Below are 16,959 nucleotides of genomic sequence, written 5' to 3' on the forward strand. Positions count from 1 at the left end.
TCCAGACCTACCCCGACCCATCCCGACCCACGCCGCACTTCGCGAGAGGTCATTCCTCGACCTAAGAAAATGTGCTTGGGGTGAGGAATGGCCATTCGCGACTGAGAGGAAGCACCATATGACCGCAACGATTCTCGATGGCGTCGCCACGGCATCCGCTGTCAAGGCTGAACTGGCAAGCCGCATCGCGGCGTTGAAGGCGCGCGGCATCACGCCCGGGCTGGGCACGCTGCTCGTCGGCGATGACCCCGGCTCGCGCTCCTATGTGGCGGGCAAGCACCGCGACTGCGCGGAGGTGGGCATCGAGTCGATCCGCGTCGACCTGCCGGCGACGGCGACGGATGCTGATGTCGCCGCCGCGATCGACGAGCTGAACACGAACCCTGCCGTCACGGGCTACATCGTGCAGCTTCCGCTGCCGAAGGGGCTCGACGAGCATGCGGCGTTGGAGCGCATCGACCCGGCGAAGGATGCCGACGGCCTGCACCCGACGAACCTGGGCCGCCTCGTGCTGGGCATCGAGGGCGAGCTGGCGTCACCGCTGCCGTGCACGCCCGCGGGCATCGTGGAGATGCTGCAGCGCTACGACGTGCCCATCAGCGGCAAGCATGTCACCGTGGTGGGGCGTGGCCTCACGGTGGGCCGCCCGCTCGGGCTGCTGTTCACCCGCAAGGGGCTGGATGCGACGGTCACGTTGACGCATTCGCGCACGGTCGATCTGGCTGCCGAGGTGCGGCGTGCCGACATCGTCGTGGCCGCAGTGGGTGTCGCACACCTGATCAAGCCCGACTGGGTGAAGCCGGGCGCCGCAGTGCTCGACGTCGGAATCACGCGCGTGCAGGACGAGGAGACCGGCAAGGGTCGTCTGACGGGTGACGTGGACCCGGCCGTCGCTGAGGTGGCGGGCTTCCTGTCGCCGAACCCCGGCGGTGTCGGCCCGATGACGCGCGCGATGCTCCTCGCCAACGTGGTCAAGGCCGCGGAGAAACTCGCCGAGTAACCCGTGGGTTGAGGAGCGAGGTACGAGCGTCTCGAAACCTCACCAACGAGATCAGGCTTTCGCGGCCGCAAGGAACGCCCGGATGAGCTCCGTCGACTTCACGCCGGGCGCCGTCTCGACGCCGCTCGACACGTCCACGCCGTACGGCTTGGCGGCGGTCACCGCTGCAGCCACATTGCCGGCGGTGAGCCCGCCGGCGAGCAGCCACCGGCCGCGCGCTTCCGAAAGCCCTGACATGGCGGCGTAGTCCCACGCTTCGCCGGAGCCGGGCCGCGGCGCGTCGACGAGCAGCAGGTTCTCGCCCCAGTCTTCTTCCAGCGACGGGTCGTCGAAGGGCACGGCGCGGATGAGCGTGCGGCCGATCTGTTCCAGTTTCGACATCTCAGCGCGCGTGCGCTTGCCGTGTACCTGGATGGCCGCGACCCCGGATGCGTCGGCCAGCCGCGCGACCTCGTCGACCGTCTCGTGGCGGAACACTCCGACGGTCAGTGCCCGCGCATCCGCAATGCCGACGAGTTCGCGCGCTTCGGATGCTGTGACGAAGCGCGGGCTTGCGGTGAGCACGAAGCCGACCGCGTCGGCGCCCGCGTCGATGGCGGCCGTCACATGCCTGGCTTCGCGCAGGCCGCAGATCTTGGCGAACATGTTCCCACTCTGTCACGCATCCCGCCGACGTGCGTGGGTGCCCTCGAGTACGCCAAACGGATGCTCTGGGCCGCTCAGAGCAGTCGATAGCCGTACTTCACCCGGTTGTGAGAGGGGCACCCAACCCCGCCGGTTGAGGGGTCGCGCTCTGGCGCGACCGTCTCGAAACCGCGACCAGCGCCGACGGTCAGGGCTCGCGCGTCGCCCCGTATGACGCGGTGACGACGAACATCTCGGGCTGCCCGAAGCTGTGCTCGGCGAAGGCGCCGTCGATGGCGACCTGGATGCGGGAGACGCCTTCGATGGGCACCAGCGCGATGGCTGCGCCGCCGAATCCGCCGCCGGTCATGCGTGCGCCGATGGCGCCGTTCGCCTGCGCGGTCTCGACGGCGAGGTCGAGTTCGGGTACGGAGATCTCGAAGTCGTCGCGCATGGACGCGTGTGAGGCGTCGAGCAGTTCGCCGATGGCGGTGGGCCCCTGCTCGCGCAGTGTGCGCACGGTGTCGAGCACGCGCTGGTTCTCGGTGACCACGTGCCGCACCCGGCGGAAGGTCACGTCGTCGAGCAGTTGCTGCGCCCGCGGCAGGTCGTCGATGCTGAGGTCGCGCAGCGAGGGGACTCCCATGGCGGTTGCGCCGCGTTCGCAGGCGGCGCGGCGCTCACCGTAGCCGCCGGTGGAGTGGGAGTGGGCGACGCCTGTGTCGATGATGACGAGTGCGAGCCCGGCTTCGTCGAAGCCGAGCGGCACGACGGTGGCGTCGAGCGTGCGGCAGTCGAGGAATACGGCGGAGTCGGCTTTGCCGAGCAGCGACGCGGACTGGTCCATGATGCCGGTGGGTGCGCCGACGGCTTTGTTCTCGGCGAGCTGGCCGACCTTGGCGAGGGTGGTGCGGTCGAGCCCGAGCCGCCACACGTCGTTGAGCGCGAGTGCGACGGCGCTCTCGATGGCGGCCGACGAGGAGAGGCCCGCTCCGACGGGCACGTCGGAGTCGATGAAGATGTCCACACCGGGTACCGCGGCGAGGTCGGCTCCGTGCTCGCCGAGCGCCCATGCGACGCCCAGCGGGTACGCCGACCAGCCGGCCAGGGCATCCGGTGTCAGCTCGGCGAGCGAGATCTCGGCGATCTCATCGGCGAAGGAGCTGGCCACGCGCAGCGTGCTGTCGTCGCGCAGCCCGACGGCGGCGACGGTGCGGCGGTTGATGGCGAAGGGCAGCACGAAGCCTTCGTTGTAGTCGGTGTGTTCGCCGATCAGGTTCACACGGCCGGGTGCCGACCAGACGCCGGATGCCTCCTGGCCGTAGGCGTCGTGGAATGCGGCGCGTACGTCGTCGCGGATGTCGTTCATGCTGTCGCCTTCGCAATGCCGTCGCGGATGAGTTCCGCGCTCTTCTCGGGTGGAACGTCGCCGATCCAGGCGCCCATGGCGGCCTCGGACCCTGCCAGATATTTGAGCCTGTCGGCGGCGCGGCGCGGCGAGGTGAGCTGCAGGTTGAGCCGCACACTGTCGCGGTGGGTGTCGACGGGCGCCTGATGCCAGGCGGCGATGTACGGGGTGGGGGTGTCGTAGATGGCGTCGATGCCGCGCAGCAGGCTCAGGTACAGCGACGACAGTTCGTCGCGTTCGGCGTCGCTGGTGGCGGCGAAGTCGGGCACCTGGCGGTGCGGCAGCATGTGCACCTCGATGGGCCAGCGGGCGGCGAACGGCACGAAGGCCGTCCAGTGCTCACCCTGCAGCAGCACGCGCTCGGACGCCTGCTCGCTTTCGAGCACCCGGTCGAAGAGGTCGGGGCCGACCTCGTCGATGGAGGCGAGCAGTCGCTGCGTGCGCGGGGTCACGTACGGGTAGGAGTAGATCTGGCCGTGCGGATGCCGCAGGGTCACCCCGATCTCTTCGCCACGGTTCTCGAAGGGGAACACCTGGCGCACACCGGGCAGCGCGGAGAGTGCCTCCGTGCGGTCGGCCCACGCCTCGATCACGGTGCGGGCGCGCGAGCGGCTCTGGGTGCCGAAGGAGCCTTCATGCTCGGGGCTGAAGCAGACGACCTCGCAGCGGCCGTAGGAGGGCGCGGTGCGGCCGATGCCGACGCCGGCGGTGTCTGCCGCGCCGGTCTCGGGCCCGAAGGAGGGGGAGCGGTTCTCGAACACGGCCACGTCGTACATGCCGGGGATCTCGGAGGGGTTGCTCGGGGTGGCGGGCGCGAGCGGGTCCTGGTCGGCGGGCGGCAGGAAGGCACGGTTCTGGCGGGCGGCCGCGATGGAGATCCATTCGCCGGTGAGCACGTCCTGGCGCATGGTGGCCGTCTCGGGTCGCGGGTCGAGCATCCGCCCGTCTGCTGCACGTTCTGTGCCGAGTGCGGTGTCGGCGTCGTCGAAGTAGATCAGTTCGCGACCATCGGCGAGCGTCGTGACAGTCTTGCGGATCGGGTTCTCGGGCATGCGGGTAGGGCACCTTTTTCGCTTTAGGCTGACATCATGCGCGCACCCACCGGAGAACAGCATGTCCTGTCGAGAGCGTCTGGATCACACCAGACACGGGCAATCATAACGGAGGTGGCGGCGTCGCTCCGGGAGCTCGTGATTGATGGCACGGCGGTGACGCAGCCGTATCCGGAGTCGAGTCGGCCGCCGTTCGGCGACGGCATCGTGCTCGTCCCCTGGCCGAACCGGGTGGAGGATGGGCGCTGGCTGCTCGACGGCGAGGTGCAGCAGCTTGACGTGACCGAGCCTGACCGCAACAGCGCCATCCACGGCCTGCTGCGCAACGCGCCGTACACGGTCGCGGAGCGCTCCGACGACGCGGTCACGCTGGCGGCGACGGTGTTCCCGCAGCACGGTTACCCGTTCCTGCTCGACACGACGGTGCGCTACGAGCTGCTCGCGGACGGGCTGCGGGTCACCCACACGGTGACCAATCATTCGGATGCTGCGGCGCCTGTCGCGCTGGGCGTGCATCCGTTCTTCCGCATTGGCGAGGTGCCGACGGATGACCTGGTGCTGACCCTGTCGGCGTCGAGCCGTTTCGAGACGGATGCGAGGCTGAACCCGGTCGGCGAACTCGCGACGGCGGGCACCCGCTTCGATCTGTCGGAGGGCGTGCCGGTGCGCGAGCTGCAGCTCGATGACGCCTTCGGTGGCCTGACTCCGGATGCTGACGGCACCTTCTCCTGCTCGCTCACCGCGACCGACGGTCGCAGCCTGCGCGTCTGGCAGGAGTCGGACTGGCGCTGGGTGCAGGTATTCACGACGCGCGAGTTCCCGACGGATGGCGGGCCGGCGACGGCGATTGCGATTGAGCCGATGACGGCCCCACCGAACGCGTTCAACAGCGGCCTGGGCGTGCGCTGGCTGCAGCCCGGCGAGAGCTGGTCCACCTCATGGGGGGTCACCCTTTCGGGCGGTGCCGCGTAATGGCGCCCAGCACTTCGGATGCCCCCACGCCGGCGCAGATCAGACGCTGGCGCCGCTACCTGGCTGACGAGCGCGCAGAAGCCGCCGTGTACCGCGACCTCGCGGGTCGCCGCAGCGGTGAGGAGCGCGACATCCTGTTGGCGCTCTCCGAGGCGGAGGCACGGCACGAGCAGCACTGGATCGACCTGCTGGGCGATCAGGTGGGCCCGCCGCGCAAGGGCGCCCTGCGCACGCGCTCGCTCGGCTGGCTGGCCCGCCGCTTCGGCTCGGTCTTCATCCTGGCGCTCGCGCAGCGTGCCGAGGCGCGCTCACCGTATGAGGCGGATGCGGATGCCACCGACAGGATGGCCGCCGACGAGCGCATCCACGAGGAGGTCGTGCGGGGTCTCGCCGCCCGCGGCCGCAACCGCCTGTCGGGCACGTTCCGCGCGGCCGTGTTCGGGGCGAACGACGGCCTGGTCAGCAACCTGGCGCTCGTGATGGGGATCGGGGCGACCGGGGTGTCGACCCCGATCATCCTGGCCACCGGCATTGCCGGCCTGCTGGCGGGCGCGCTGTCGATGGCGGCGGGCGAGTTCGTGTCGGTGCGCTCGCAGCGCGAACTGCTGGAGGCCAGCAACCCGAACCCGGAGACCGAGTCGGCGGTGCCGCATCTGGATGTCAACGCGAACGAGTTGGCGCTCGTCTACCGGGCGCGCGGCATGACGCCGAAGGATGCGGAGGCGAAGTCGCGTCGAGTGCTGGAGACGCTGCGCACGGAGCCGACGGGTGAGGTCGACGTCATCGACGAGCACGAGGAGATCGGCTCGGCGCGGGGTGCCGCCCTGTCGAGTTTCTGCTTCTTCGCCTCGGGCGCGCTGCTGCCGGTGCTGCCCTACATCTTCGGGCTGCAGGGTGTGGCGGCGGTCATCGCCTCGGCCGTGATCGTGGGGCTCGCGCTTCTGGCGACGGGCGCCGTGGTCGGTTTGCTCTCAGGCGGGCCGCCGCTGAAGAGGGCGCTGCGCCAGCTGCTCATCGGCTTCGGCGCGGCCGCGGTCACCTACGCGCTCGGCCTCGCCTTCGGAGCATCCGGCCTCTGACCCCCCTGCACCGAATCGCTGCGCGATCAGCCTCATGCAAGGCCGCTGCGCGCCGTCGCTCCTCAACCAGCAAACTCCGTGGGTTGAGAAAACCTGCTGGTTGAGGAGCGAGGCATGAGCGTCTCGAAACCCGGTGGGTTGAGGAGCGACGAAGGAGCGTCTCGAAACCTAACCCGCGAGCAACCCCAACTGCACCGAGTCCATAAATGGGGTACACGCCGGTATGTCCGACACGCGCTGTACCCCCAGTTCGGGCGGTAGGACATTCAGTCCTCTGGTGGCCTGTGGTACGCGGACTTAAGCTGAGCAAACTCGTATATCGGGGGACATCCCGAGTCCGCGGCTTTTCCGTAGGCGACCCCCGTGCATGAGTACTGGGGGTGGTCACCCGTGACCGCAGAATCAGGAACCCGTAGACCCTTGCCGCGTGGTGGCGTGCTGCCGCCGAGGTCTGATGGATACGAGCCGGGCGGCTCCGGTTGGGCTGCAGCTGCGACGGCGATCCAGTCGATGCAGGGCATGCCGTTGGCGCTTGTCATGCGGGTGACCGCGTGGGGGCAGCCGCCGATTCTCGTTGATCCGCGCTACAACGCCTACGCTGGCGGGCCCGATGATGCCGCGTTCCCTGAGTCGCCGCCTGCGGTGCTTGTGGAGACGCAGCTTGTGGGGCCGGATGCGGGGCCCGCGTTCGCTTTGCCTGGTCGCGATCTCGATGCGCTGCTGTGGCGTATCGGCCTGCTGGCGTTCCCTGACAGGGTGGCCGGCTGGCTCACGCCGGGCGTGCGCGTCCGCCTGCAGCGCTGGCCCAATCTGATGGCGATGCAGCACAGCTTCGAGGATGTGAGCATGGCCGCCCTGCTCGCGAATTCGACGTTCACGGTGAAGGAGCTTGCCGAGGCATCCGGATGCTCTTTCGAGCGGGCCAGGTCGCTGGTCAACGCTCTCAGCCTGATGGGGGTGCTGCATGTCGAGTCGGATGCGCCTCCCGTCACGATTCCTGCTTCTGCCGCTGAGGCGGCCTTCCAGGGCGGTGCATCCGTTTCACCCGAAGTCACGGATGCGCCGCCCGCCTCTCCCCGGCAGCCGACTCTGTTGAGCCGGTTGCGTGAGAGGTTCGGCATCTGAGGTGGGCGAGCATGTGGTGATTTTTGCGGGGCCGATGGGGGCGGGCAAGACGACGGCGATCCGCGCGCTCAGCGAGGTCGAGGTTGTGAGCACGGAGGCGGCGAACAGTGACAGGGCTGTCGTCGACAAGGAGACGACGACGGTTGCGCTGGACTATGGCGAGATCGGGTTGACCGATTCGGAGAAGGTGCGCCTGTATGGGGTGCCCGGCCAGCGGCGTTTCTCGTTCATGTGGTCGATTCTGAAGGAGCGGGCGCGCGGCGTGATCGTTCTGGTGGCCGGTGATTCGCCGGATCCGCTCGGCGGGATGCTGGAGTTCGTGGACGAGTTCCGTGACCTGTACGAGCGGGGCGGCATGCTGGTGGGTGTGACGCGCACGGATCTGGGCGTCGGCCCGCCTGTTGCGCGCTACGGTGAGGCGCTCGCGGAGGCGTTCCCGTCGCTTGCGGTGCCCGTGATGGCGCTTGACCCGCGCGATCCGGCGCACATGCGTATGGCCCTCATGACCCTCATTGTGAACGTCGAGACACGGGAGCGGCTTCAGGCGGTGGCGTCGTGACGGTGCCCGTCCACCAGGATCCACGCCTGGTGGCGCGCGGTGCCGAGGTTCTGGCCGGCATCAGCGAGCTGTGCCCGTCGCTCGTGTCGGCGACGCTTCTCACGGATGACGGTTTCACGGTCGCGCAGGTGCCGCAGGAGGAGGAGCCGGATGGCCGGCTGTCGAGCATGGCCAGCTCGGTGCAGGCGCTCGGCGATGCGGTCGCCCGGCAGCTTGACATGGGCGAGGGCGACTATGTGGTGATCGCGGGGGAGGGCGGCGTGCTCGTGCAGCGTCGCATCCGTGGTCTGCCTGTTGTGCTCGCCGCGCAGTTCGGCGCGGACGAGTCGGTGGCGTCGGCGCTGTCGGTGACGCGCGCATCGGCCGAGTGGCTCGCCGCCGAGTGGTCAACAGCGGGGGCGGATGCTCCGCGGTCGCGCGCGCCCCGGCATTCGGCCTGAGAGACCGCCGGCTTCGGTGTTGTTGTGGGCCCGGCGGGGCTCGAACCCGCGACCCGCGGATTAAAAGTCCGATGCTCTACCAACTGAGCTACAGGCCCTACCCCTTAAACCTAGCGGGTGAGAATACCCTCCGAGAACCGCGCCGCGCATTCTGTGGCGGCGTGCGCGGTGGCTTTCAGGGGGCCATGGGCGTGAGGGATGCCACGAGGTGGTCGATGCCGTAGTCGAAGGCCCGGTCGACGTCGCCGCCCATGCGGAATGCTCCGCTGAGTTCCATGCCAACGAAACCGTGCGCCCAGGCGGTGAACAGGCGCGCCGCCTCGAGGGCGTCGTCGGGCCCGACGAGGCGCGCGATGGTCCGTGTGAGCACTTCGGTGGCCTGGGTGAGGGATTCCGTGCGCGGGCGGGTCGCCTCGGGGCCGAGCGCGAAAACGAGGTGGTATCCGGCGGGCTTCTCGCGGGCGAAGGCACGGAAACCGTGGGCCATGGCGGCGATCGCCGTGCGCGGTTCTCCCCGGTCGAGCGCCCCCAGCCGGCTGCTGAGTTCGCGCACCGTGGCATCCGCTGCGAGTCCGATGAGTTCGTCGCGGCTTCCGACCCGCTTGTAGAGGGAGGGGGCGCGCACGCCGACCCGTTCGGCGACGGCCGCCATGGTGAGCCCGGCGAGCCCTTCGAGTTCGAGGATCTCCCGTGCGGCGGCGACGATCTCGGCGATGCTTGTGCGCTCCGGTGTCGGCATCCGTTCTCCCTGCTGTTTGTGACGATCAGACCAGCATAGCTATTGCGCATAGCCATGATAGCTATGTATCGTAGCTATCAAGCGCAAGGAAAGGAACCGCCATGCAACTGGCCCCCGGACTGAACAGGATCGGCAACGACATCGTCGCCGCCTACCTCATCCACGACGACAGCGGCGTCACCGTCATCGACGCGGGGCTCGCCGGCCACTGGCGGGACCTTCTCGCCGAGCTGGAGACGATCGGGCGAAGCGTCGACGACATCCGGGCCCTCGTTCTCACCCACGGCGACACCGACCACGTCGGTTTCGCCGAGCGACTGCGCCGCGACCACGGTGTGCCCGTGTATGTGCACGCGGCCGACGCCGCCCGGGCCCGCGGCGAGGAGTCGAGCAAGCCCGAGTGGGGCACGATGCGTCTCGGCCCGCTGCTGCGCTTCATGGCGTACGCGGTCACGAAGGGCGGCATGCGCACGCAGCACCTCAGCTCCGTGAGCGAGCTGCACGACGGGCAGGTGCTCGACGCCCCCGGCAGCCCGCACATCATCGCGCTTCCGGGGCATTCGCCGGGTAGCGTCGCCATCCATGTTCCCGCGCTCGACGCCGTATTCGTCGGCGATGCGCTCACGACCCGCCATGTGTTGACAGGCGCGAAGGGCCCCCAGCCGGCACCGTTCACGGATGATCCGGCGCAGGCACTCGAATCGCTCGAACGGCTGCGCTCCACCCGGGCGAAGTGGGTGCTGCCCGGTCACGGGGCGCCCTGGTCGCAGGGCGTGGATGCGGCGCTGGATGCTGTGCAAGGGCACTGACGCCACCCAGCAGCAGGTCGTACAGTGGGGTGATGAGCGATGAGTTCCACAAGCCCACCCTGTTCGCGGGCTCCCGCTTCGAAGATTTTCTGGGCGGTGAAGATCCGGCGCATGTGAGCCGTGTCGCCCACGAGACGGCAGCCGCCCTGCTCGGCCGCGTGCGCAGCGACCCCCGCCCCGAGTTCATCGACCGGCTGGTCACGTACACCGACGAGAACGGCATCGACGCGATCGCCGAGCTGTGGTCGCGCGCAAGCCCGCGCTCGCTGCCGGGAGCGCTCTGGAGCATCTACCTGCTTCGGGCGCTCACGCGGCAGGATGCCGAGCAGTCCAGCTTCCTGTTCCAGCGCGGCACCGAGACGGCGGCGACGATCGACCCGGTCGTCGCCGGGGCCCCCGACCCGGCGGGCCCGACGGAGATCATGGCGCTCGCCGACCGCATCCTGCGTGGTCTCTTCGATGGCGACTTCGCGGTGGCACTCGAGCGGGCTGCAGCGTTCTGCCGGGTGACCGCGCACGGGGCGACGGGCGTCGCCGACGATGTCGAGCTGATCACGCCTGAGCGCGCGAGTGAGCTCACGGTGAAGGCCTCGCGCCTGGCGCACATGTCAGCAGATCTGGTCGCCTGCGCGCGGCTGTGGCGTGCGGGCTCGCTCGACTGAGACCCGCTGAGGCCCGCTGAGGCTCGACCGACCCCCGGCTGGCCCTCGCCGGTGCCCGGCTGGCCGTCGCTGGTTCCCGACCGACCCTCGCCGATGCCCGACCGACCCTCGCCGATGCCCGACCGACCCTCGCCGATGCCCGACCGACCCCATCCGTGACGCGAGACTACGCATATCGCACGCTTCGGGCGAAAAACCGTGCGATTTGCGTACTCTCGCGAAGCATCCGAAGCATCCGAAGCATCCGAAGCCTTCGACCTCGCACCTCCCGCGGGGTTGGCCCCCTCTTCGTCGAGACTGCACGTATTGCACGCTTTCGCGCCTGAACCGTGCGATTCGTGCAGTCTCGGCGAAGAGGGCGACGCGCGCTCGAGGCGAGCTGGGCGCACCCGACCGAGGCGAGCTGCGCGCACCCGCACCCGCGGTGCGGCGGGGGGAATAGCCATCCAGCGAGTGCGGTTAGACTTCTCATGCCGGGCCACAGTAACCCCGGGCTCCAAATTTAGCCGCTTCGAGCGGCCTCGCGCCGAGAGGCGTTTCTGTGGCCCGGCATTCTCATGCCCTGACTCTCTGCCCTGAGCATCCGCGAGAGGCCAGAATCCGCCCCACAACCGTTGTTATGGGGCGGATGTCGACCACTCGCGAGCCGGATGCGGCGAAAGATGCGAGCGAAGGATGCGTCGGCTTATCCGAACTTGCCAGAGACGTAGTCCTCGGTCGCCTGAACCGACGGCTTCGAGAACATCGTGTTGGTGTCGTCGTATTCGATGAGCTTGCCCGGCTGGCCGGTGCCCGCGATGTTGAAGAACGCGGTGCGGTCGGAGACCCGTGAGGCCTGCTGCATGTTGTGGGTGACGATGACGATCGTGTACTCGGCCTTGAGTTCCTCGATGAGGTCCTCGATGGCGAGCGTCGAGATGGGGTCGAGGGCCGAGCAGGGCTCGTCCATGAGCAGCACGTCGGGCTGCACGGCGATGGCGCGGGCGATGCAGAGGCGCTGCTGCTGGCCTCCCGAGATGCCGCTGCCGGGCTTGTCGAGGCGGTCCTTGACCTCGTTCCAGAGGTTGGCGCCGCGCAGGGATTTCTCGACCAGGTCATCCGCGTCGCTTTTGCTGATGCGGTTGTTGTTGAGTTTGACGCCGGCGAGAACGTTGTCGCGGATCGACATCGTGGGGAACGGGTTGGGGCGCTGGAACACCATGCCCACCTGGCGCCGCACGAGCACGGGGTCGACATCCGCTCCGTACAGGTTGCTGCCGTCGATGAGCACCTCCCCGTCGACGTAGGCGCCGGGGATGACCTCATGCATGCGGTTGAGCGTGCGCAGGAACGTCGACTTGCCGCAGCCGGACGGGCCGATGAATGCGGTGACGCTGCGCGGTTCGATGTCGAGGCTGATGCCTTCTACGGCCTTGAACTTGCTGTAGTAGACGTCGAGGTCGCGTACTTCAATTCGTTTTGACACGGTGTTCCTTAGCTCCTACCGGCCCGTTTTGGGCGCGAAGTACTTGGCGATGAGGCGGGCGATGAGGTTGAGGGCCATGACGATCAGGATGAGGGTGAGCGCGCCCGCCCAGGCGCGGTCGATGTACGCCTGCGGGATGGACCCCTGGCTGACGTACTGGTTGTAGACGAGAACGGGGAGGCTCTGCATCCGGCCTTCAACGAGGCTGTAGTTGAGGTTGTTGGTGAAACCTGCGGCGACGAGCAGCGGGGCCGTCTCGCCGAGCACGCGCGCGATGGCGAGGGTGACGCCGGTCATGATTCCTGCGATGGATGTCGGCAGCACGACCTTCATGATGGTCAGCCATTTGGGCACGCCGAGCGCGTAGGCGGCTTCGCGCAGCTCGTTGGGCACGAGCTTGAGCATGTCTTCGCTGGAGCGCACGACGATGGGGATCATGATGACGGAGAGTGCGATGGCGCCGGCGATTCCGAGCTTGATGCCGGGGCCGAAGATGAGCGCGAAGACCGAGTAGGCGAAGAGACCGGCGACGATGGAGGGGATGCCGGTCATCACGTCGACGAGGAACGTGATCGAGCGTGCGAGCGGCCCGCGGCCGTACTCGACCAGGTAGATGGATGTCATGAGGCCGATGGGCACTGAGATGACGGTGGCCGCGACGGTCATCAGCACCGTGCCGACGAGCGCGTGCACGATGCCGCCGCCCTCCCCGACGATGTTGCGCATCGAGTAGGTGAAGAACTCGAGGTCGAAGCGTGCCGAGCCGTTGACGATGACGGTGAACAGCAGCGAGATGAGGGGGAGGAGCGCGAGCACGAAGGAGCCGCCGACGAGTGCGGTGATCAACCGGTCGGTGGCCTTGCGGCGGCCTTCGACGAGAAAGGATGTGATGTAGATGGCCACCGTGTACAGCACGGCGCTGAGGAGCACGGCGCCCACGATGTTGAAGCCAGCGGCGCTGTCTGCGGCGCTGACGAGCCACACGGCGATGAAGCCGACAACGATCGCCCCGCCGAGTACGAGCCACGGGGTGCGCCTGCCGAGCAGGTCCGCCGAGTAGGGGTTCGGCATCTGGTTCGCGCCCGTGGTGGCGCTCGTTGCGATCTGCGTCATTAGTTCGCTCCCGAGAATTCTTTGCGGCGGCCGATGATCCAGCGGGCGATCATGTTCACAACGAGGGTGATGGCGAAGAGGATGAGCCCTGTCGCGATGAGCAGGTTCGTGTTGGTCCCGAATGCCTCGGGGAAGCGCAGGGCGATATTGCCTGCGATGGTGCCGGGGTTGCTCGAGGTGAGGAGCGCCCAGGTGATGCCGCCGCCGGAGGAGAGCACCATGGCGACGGCCATGGTTTCGCCGAGCGCCCGGCCGAGGCCGAGCATGGAGGCGGAGACGATTCCGGAGCGGCCGAAGGGGAGCACCGCGGTGCGGATCATCTCCCAGCGGGTCGCGCCGAGCGCGAGGGCTGCTTCTTCGTGCAGCACGGGCGTCTGGAGGAAGACCTCGCGGGTGAGCGCGGTGATGATCGGCAGAACCATGACGGCGAGCACGACGGCGGCGGTGAGGATGGTGCGCCCGGTTCCGGATGCGGGGGGCGCGAAGAAGGGGATCCAGCCGAGATTCTCGGTCAGCCAGGTGTAGAGGGGCTGCACGGCCGGGGCGAGGACGTTGGCACCCCAGAGGCCGAAGACGACGGAGGGCACGGCGGCGAGCAGGTCGATGACGTAGCCGAGACCCGCGGCGAGGCGTCGCGGCGCGTAGTGCGAGATGAAGAGCGCGATGCCGATGGCGACGGGAACGGCCATGAGGAGGGCGAGGAACGAGGACCAGAGTGTTCCGAAGATGAACGGGGCGACGTACGACCAGAATGGCTCTCCGGCGAGGATGTTGATGTCCGCAGGGTCCGTGGTGAAGGCGGGCACGCTCTCGACGAGGAGGAAGGCGGCGACTGCGGCGAGGATCGCCAGGATGATTCCGCCGGCAGTGAGCGCAGTGCCCGAGAAGATGCGGTCGCCCCGCCGCTGCTTCGGCTTGCGCCGCACAGGGCTGACGGTTGTCTCAGGCGTCGTCATCTGCTCGAATTCCCCTGGCTTGTGTGGGTGGTTGTGCTGGGTTGTGGCCTGCGAGAACTCTCACAGAGCCAGTCTGCCCGGTGCCGTGTTCTCGCACAACACGAGGGGGCACCGGGCAGATTGTTCTGGCGTTACTTGATGGTGTCGACCGCGGCCTTGGCCTTCTCGTACAGCGTGGCCGAGATGGGCGCGATGCCCGCGGACTCGGCTGCGGCCTGCTGGCCTTCGTCGCTGATCACGTAGTCGAGGTAGGCCTTCGTGAGCTCAGCCTTGTCGGCGTCGGCGTACTCGGAGCATGCGATCAGGTAGCTGACGAGCACGATCGGGTAGACGCCCGCTGCTTCGGACGTGCGGTCCAGCTCGATGGCCAGGTCGACGGAGTCGCGACCTTCGGCGAGCGGCGAGGCGTCGACGATGGCCGCTGCGGCCTCCGCCGAGTACTCGACGTAGTCGCTGCCGACCTTGACGGCGACAACACCGAGGTCACCGGCGCGCGAGGCGTCGGCGTAACCGATGGTTCCGGTTCCACCCGTCACGGCGTCGACGACACCGGAGGTCTGGTTCGCGGCTTCGCCACCGGGGTAAGCCCAGTCTCCGCTGACCTCAGCGTCCCAGACCTCGGGCGCTGCGGCCTTGAGGTAGTCGGTGAAGTTCTCGGTGGTGCCGGACTCGTCCGCACGGTGCACGGCCGTGATGGCGGTGTCCGGAAGTGTCGCGGACGCGTTCTGGTCGGCGATCGCGGCGTCGTTCCAGGTGGTGATCTCACCCTTGAAGATCTTGGCGATCGTCGCAGCGTCAAGCTGCAGGCTGTCGACGCCCTCAAGGTTGAAGATGATCGCGATCGGCGAGATGTAGGCGGGGATCTCCACGATGGGGCTTCCCGGGACGCAGCCGGCGAAGTTGTCCTCGGCGAGCTCCTCGTCCTTGAACGCGCGGTCCGAACCGGTGAAGGTGTTGGCGCCGGCGATGAAGTTGTCGCGGCCCGTGCCCGAGCCGGTGGGGTCGTACTCGACGGTCACGTCGGGGTTGGCGGTCTGGAACTTGGCGACCCAAGCCTCCTGAGCGGTGCCCTGCGACGAAGCGCCGCCGCCGACCAGCGTGCCGGAGAGCGAGCTGGTCGTGTCGGTGGTGCCCCCAGCGGTGTCGCCTTCGTTCGCGGCGCAGGAGGAGAGGACGACGGCTCCTGCGATGGCGATGGCAGCAATGCTGCCGATGCGCGAGATCTTCACAGTGTTCCTTTCGGGAATGTGATGTGACTTGAGAGGCCGGTGCTGGCCCCTCGGACGACGCTACGAAGGCGGGTTAACCAGCGTCGGCCCTGCGGGTGAACGGCAGGTTAACGAGTGGCGAACAGCGGATGCGGCTGCAGCGTCGAGCGGGCGCGATTCCCTAAGAGATCAGCGCAACGGCGGCTGCGGCCCGCGCGGAGAGCTGCACCCAGCTCGGCACACTTTTGCTCGGTAACATCAAGCGAGGGAGCAACGTATGACAAATCCAAGTAACGATCCTCGAGCATGGTTCCTGGATCTCTCTCGTCCACGAGAGGCGCGCGAAGTGCCCGGGCATAGCGCGGAAGTACATCGCGCTGCCGCTCAGCTAGTCCAGAGAGCACAACGACTTCATCGGGACTCCGTGCAGTTGAAGAACTATATTGCCGAAGAAGTGAAGCGAGGGGCCACCGTTGACGACATTGCTGCGGAGCTTGATCTGAGCCGGGACTTCATCGAGCGAGCGCTGGACGCAGAGCCCTTATTTTTAATTGGTTGATTGGTCCACACGCGACCGAGAGGTTCCACCATTCAGCCGGACGCCACCCGGATGCGATCAACTGCAGTAGGGCTCACTCACCTACGAGATGAGAGCGACGGCGGCCGCTGCCCGCTCGGAGAGCTCGGCGGAGATGGGGGAGGAACCGGCGTGCGTCGCCGCCTCCTGCTGGCCCTCGGGGCTGACGACGTAGGCGAAGTACTCACGGACGAGGCCCGCCGTCTTCTCATCGCTGTAGTTGGAACATCCGATCAGATAGCTGACCAGGACGATCGGGTACGCGCCCGGCGCGGTTCCGCTCCGGTCGAGTTCGATCGCGAGGTCGCCTTCGGCGCGGCCCTCTGCGGCAGGCGAGGCGTCGACGATCGCGGCGGCGGCCTCGGCCGAATACGGCACGTAGTCGTCGCCGGCCTTCACCGAGACGACCCCCAGCTCTCCCGCCCGGGAGGCATCGATGTAGCCGATCGTGCCGTGCCCGCGGGAGACGGAGTTGACGACACCCGAGGTGCCCTGGGCTGCCTCGCCACCGGAAAGCGGCCAGATGCCTGAAGATGTGTGCTTCCACGCATCCGGTGCTGCCTCAGCCAGATATGCGGTGAAGTTCTCGGTGATGCCGGAATCGTCGGAGCGGTGGATGGCGGTGATCGCCTGGTCTGGCAGGTCGATGCCCGGATTCTGCTCGGCGATGGCGTCGTCGTTCCAACGGGTGATCTCAGAGGAGAAGATGCCGGCGATCGTGCTGGGGTCGAGCCTGAGTTCGTCGATCCCGTCAAGGTTGAAGACGAGCGCGATGGGAGAGATGTAGGCCGGCAACTCGATGACGCTGCTGCCGGGGGCGCAGCCGACGAAGTCGGACTCCGCGAGCTCTTCGACGGTGAAGGCACGATCGGATCCGGCGAATGCACTGCCGCCCGCGACGAACATGTCGCGCCCCGCGCCCGAACCTGCCGGGTCATATTCGACCGTGGCGCCCGTGTGGGCGGTCTGGAAGCCGACGACCCACGCCTCCTGCGCGGCCTGCTGGGAGCTCGCACCCCCGCCGACGATGATGCCGACGGAGTCGCCGCTGCCCGGGCCGAGTTCGTTCACCGCGCACGAACTGAGCGTCAGGCCCAGCACGGCTGCGGCGGCCGAGGCCGCCATGGCGCGTCCGCGCCGAGATCCACGGTCTGTCGTCGCTGCCCACATC

The 16,959-nt window shown here is 68.1% G+C and carries 18 protein-coding genes and 1 tRNA gene; 9 read left to right on the plus strand and 10 right to left on the minus strand.

All coding sequences use genetic code 11. The annotated features are described in order from the left end of the window. The first annotated feature begins 118 nt into the window (after positions 1 to 118). Positions 119 to 1,000 carry a bifunctional methylenetetrahydrofolate dehydrogenase/methenyltetrahydrofolate cyclohydrolase gene (locus FB562_RS00245; RefSeq protein WP_141879305.1) on the plus strand — a complete coding sequence of 294 codons (882 nt, stop codon included), beginning with the start codon at positions 119 to 121 and terminating at the stop codon, positions 998 to 1,000. A 51-nt stretch (positions 1,001 to 1,051) separates the two neighbouring features. On the opposite strand, the gene FB562_RS00250 is transcribed toward FB562_RS00245, so the two are convergent. The 3 genes from FB562_RS00250 to galT all read right to left on the minus strand — a co-directional run bounded on the left by FB562_RS00250 (position 1,052) and on the right by galT (position 4,084). Beyond that, complete coding sequence (locus FB562_RS00250) at positions 1,052 to 1,645, minus strand: phosphoribosylanthranilate isomerase (protein ID WP_141879306.1); 594 nt, start codon at positions 1,643 to 1,645, stop codon at positions 1,052 to 1,054. A gap of 187 nt (positions 1,646 to 1,832) precedes the next feature. Further along, positions 1,833 to 2,993, minus strand: a complete 1,161-nt coding sequence (gene galK / locus FB562_RS00255; protein WP_141879307.1) for a galactokinase — start codon at positions 2,991 to 2,993, stop codon at positions 1,833 to 1,835. Further along, positions 2,990 to 4,084, minus strand: a complete 1,095-nt coding sequence (gene galT, locus FB562_RS00260; RefSeq protein ID WP_141879308.1) for a galactose-1-phosphate uridylyltransferase — start codon at positions 4,082 to 4,084, stop codon at positions 2,990 to 2,992. The genes galK and galT overlap by 4 nt, the downstream gene beginning before the upstream one ends. 36 nt (positions 4,085 to 4,120) lie before the next feature. Here galT and FB562_RS00265 point away from each other — a divergent pair, with 36 nt between their 5' ends. The 5 genes from FB562_RS00265 to FB562_RS00285 all read left to right on the plus strand — a co-directional run bounded on the left by FB562_RS00265 (position 4,121) and on the right by FB562_RS00285 (position 8,259). Beyond that, entirely contained in the window at positions 4,121 to 5,056 is a 936-nt protein-coding gene (locus FB562_RS00265; protein WP_141879309.1) for an aldose 1-epimerase family protein, read from the plus strand. Next, complete coding sequence (locus FB562_RS00270) at positions 5,056 to 6,135, plus strand: VIT1/CCC1 transporter family protein (RefSeq protein WP_141879310.1); 1,080 nt, start codon at positions 5,056 to 5,058, stop codon at positions 6,133 to 6,135. Before FB562_RS00265 ends, FB562_RS00270 begins: the two co-directional genes overlap by 1 nt. Positions 6,136 to 6,525: 390 nt before the next feature. After that, entirely contained in the window at positions 6,526 to 7,260 is a 735-nt protein-coding gene (locus FB562_RS00275) for a hypothetical protein (protein ID WP_141879311.1), read from the plus strand. Between the two features lies 1 nt (position 7,261). Further along, the gene (locus FB562_RS00280; RefSeq protein WP_141879312.1) at positions 7,262 to 7,819 is read left to right on the plus strand and encodes a GTP-binding protein; all 558 of its coding nucleotides are present in this window, start codon (positions 7,262 to 7,264) and stop codon (positions 7,817 to 7,819) included. Further along, positions 7,816 to 8,259, plus strand: coding sequence for a roadblock/LC7 domain-containing protein (locus tag FB562_RS00285; RefSeq protein WP_141879313.1), 444 nt, complete (start codon positions 7,816 to 7,818; stop codon positions 8,257 to 8,259). The genes FB562_RS00280 and FB562_RS00285 overlap by 4 nt, the downstream gene beginning before the upstream one ends. A 25-nt stretch (positions 8,260 to 8,284) precedes the next feature. On the opposite strand, the gene FB562_RS00290 is transcribed toward FB562_RS00285, so the two are convergent. Both FB562_RS00290 and FB562_RS00295 read right to left on the minus strand, forming a co-directional pair. Continuing rightward, positions 8,285 to 8,357, minus strand: a tRNA-Lys gene (locus FB562_RS00290). A 77-nt stretch (positions 8,358 to 8,434) separates the two neighbouring features. Beyond that, a complete protein-coding gene (locus FB562_RS00295; RefSeq protein ID WP_141879314.1) occupies positions 8,435 to 8,998 on the minus strand; it encodes a TetR/AcrR family transcriptional regulator in 564 nt (187 codons plus the stop codon). A gap of 101 nt (positions 8,999 to 9,099) precedes the next feature. On the opposite strand from FB562_RS00295, the gene FB562_RS00300 reads away from it, so the two are divergent. Both FB562_RS00300 and FB562_RS00305 read left to right on the plus strand, forming a co-directional pair. Then, positions 9,100 to 9,807 carry an MBL fold metallo-hydrolase gene (locus FB562_RS00300; RefSeq protein ID WP_141879315.1) on the plus strand — a complete coding sequence of 236 codons (708 nt, stop codon included), beginning with the start codon at positions 9,100 to 9,102 and terminating at the stop codon, positions 9,805 to 9,807. 32 nt (positions 9,808 to 9,839) lie between these two features. Further along, positions 9,840 to 10,469, plus strand: coding sequence for a DNA-directed RNA polymerase subunit beta (locus tag FB562_RS00305; protein WP_141879316.1), 630 nt, complete (start codon positions 9,840 to 9,842; stop codon positions 10,467 to 10,469). Positions 10,470 to 11,154: 685 nt separating this feature from the next. Here FB562_RS00305 and pstB read toward each other — a convergent pair. The 4 genes from pstB to FB562_RS00325 all read right to left on the minus strand — a co-directional run bounded on the left by pstB (position 11,155) and on the right by FB562_RS00325 (position 15,232). Then, positions 11,155 to 11,934, minus strand: coding sequence for a phosphate ABC transporter ATP-binding protein PstB (gene pstB, locus FB562_RS00310; RefSeq protein WP_141879317.1), 780 nt, complete (start codon positions 11,932 to 11,934; stop codon positions 11,155 to 11,157). A gap of 15 nt (positions 11,935 to 11,949) precedes the next feature. After that, a complete protein-coding gene (gene pstA, locus FB562_RS00315; RefSeq protein ID WP_141879318.1) occupies positions 11,950 to 13,047 on the minus strand; it encodes a phosphate ABC transporter permease PstA in 1,098 nt (365 codons plus the stop codon). Beyond that, complete coding sequence (gene pstC, locus FB562_RS00320) at positions 13,047 to 14,003, minus strand: phosphate ABC transporter permease subunit PstC (protein ID WP_141879319.1); 957 nt, start codon at positions 14,001 to 14,003, stop codon at positions 13,047 to 13,049. The genes pstA and pstC overlap by 1 nt, the downstream gene beginning before the upstream one ends. Positions 14,004 to 14,134: 131 nt before the next feature. Continuing rightward, on the minus strand, positions 14,135 to 15,232 hold the full coding sequence (locus FB562_RS00325; RefSeq protein ID WP_141879320.1) for a phosphate ABC transporter substrate-binding protein PstS: 1,098 nt from the start codon (positions 15,230 to 15,232) through the stop codon (positions 14,135 to 14,137). 403 nt (positions 15,233 to 15,635) lie between these two features. Between FB562_RS00325 and FB562_RS13880 the strand changes: the two genes are divergently transcribed. Further along, a complete protein-coding gene (locus tag FB562_RS13880) occupies positions 15,636 to 15,770 on the plus strand; it encodes a hypothetical protein (RefSeq protein WP_281284301.1) in 135 nt (44 codons plus the stop codon). A gap of 81 nt (positions 15,771 to 15,851) precedes the next feature. On the opposite strand, the gene FB562_RS00330 is transcribed toward FB562_RS13880, so the two are convergent. Then, positions 15,852 to 16,913, minus strand: a complete 1,062-nt coding sequence (locus tag FB562_RS00330) for a phosphate ABC transporter substrate-binding protein PstS (protein WP_141879321.1) — start codon at positions 16,911 to 16,913, stop codon at positions 15,852 to 15,854. Positions 16,914 to 16,959 lie beyond the last annotated feature (46 nt).

The organism is Homoserinimonas aerilata, from assembly GCF_006716125.1.
GTDB lineage: Bacteria > Actinomycetota > Actinomycetes > Actinomycetales > Microbacteriaceae > Homoserinimonas > Homoserinimonas aerilata.

Coding starts and splice junctions, on each gene's coding strand:
- FB562_RS00305 (WP_141879316.1), top strand. CDS start 9,840: ATGAGCGATGAGTTCCACAAGCCCACCCTGTTCGCGGGCTCCCGCTTC.
- galT (WP_141879308.1), bottom strand. CDS start 4,084: ATGCCCGAGAACCCGATCCGCAAGACTGTCACGACGCTCGCCGATGGT.
- FB562_RS00295 (WP_141879314.1), bottom strand. CDS start 8,998: ATGCCGACACCGGAGCGCACAAGCATCGCCGAGATCGTCGCCGCCGCA.
- FB562_RS00250 (WP_141879306.1), bottom strand. CDS start 1,645: ATGTTCGCCAAGATCTGCGGCCTGCGCGAAGCCAGGCATGTGACGGCC.
- FB562_RS00245 (WP_141879305.1), top strand. CDS start 119: ATGACCGCAACGATTCTCGATGGCGTCGCCACGGCATCCGCTGTCAAG.
- galK (WP_141879307.1), bottom strand. CDS start 2,993: ATGAACGACATCCGCGACGACGTACGCGCCGCATTCCACGACGCCTAC.
- pstA (WP_141879318.1), bottom strand. CDS start 13,047: ATGACGCAGATCGCAACGAGCGCCACCACGGGCGCGAACCAGATGCCG.
- FB562_RS00270 (WP_141879310.1), top strand. CDS start 5,056: ATGGCGCCCAGCACTTCGGATGCCCCCACGCCGGCGCAGATCAGACGC.
- pstC (WP_141879319.1), bottom strand. CDS start 14,003: ATGACGACGCCTGAGACAACCGTCAGCCCTGTGCGGCGCAAGCCGAAG.
- FB562_RS00265 (WP_141879309.1), top strand. CDS start 4,121: ATGCGCGCACCCACCGGAGAACAGCATGTCCTGTCGAGAGCGTCTGGA.
- FB562_RS00300 (WP_141879315.1), top strand. CDS start 9,100: ATGCAACTGGCCCCCGGACTGAACAGGATCGGCAACGACATCGTCGCC.
- FB562_RS00330 (WP_141879321.1), bottom strand. CDS start 16,913: ATGGCGGCCTCGGCCGCCGCAGCCGTGCTGGGCCTGACGCTCAGTTCG.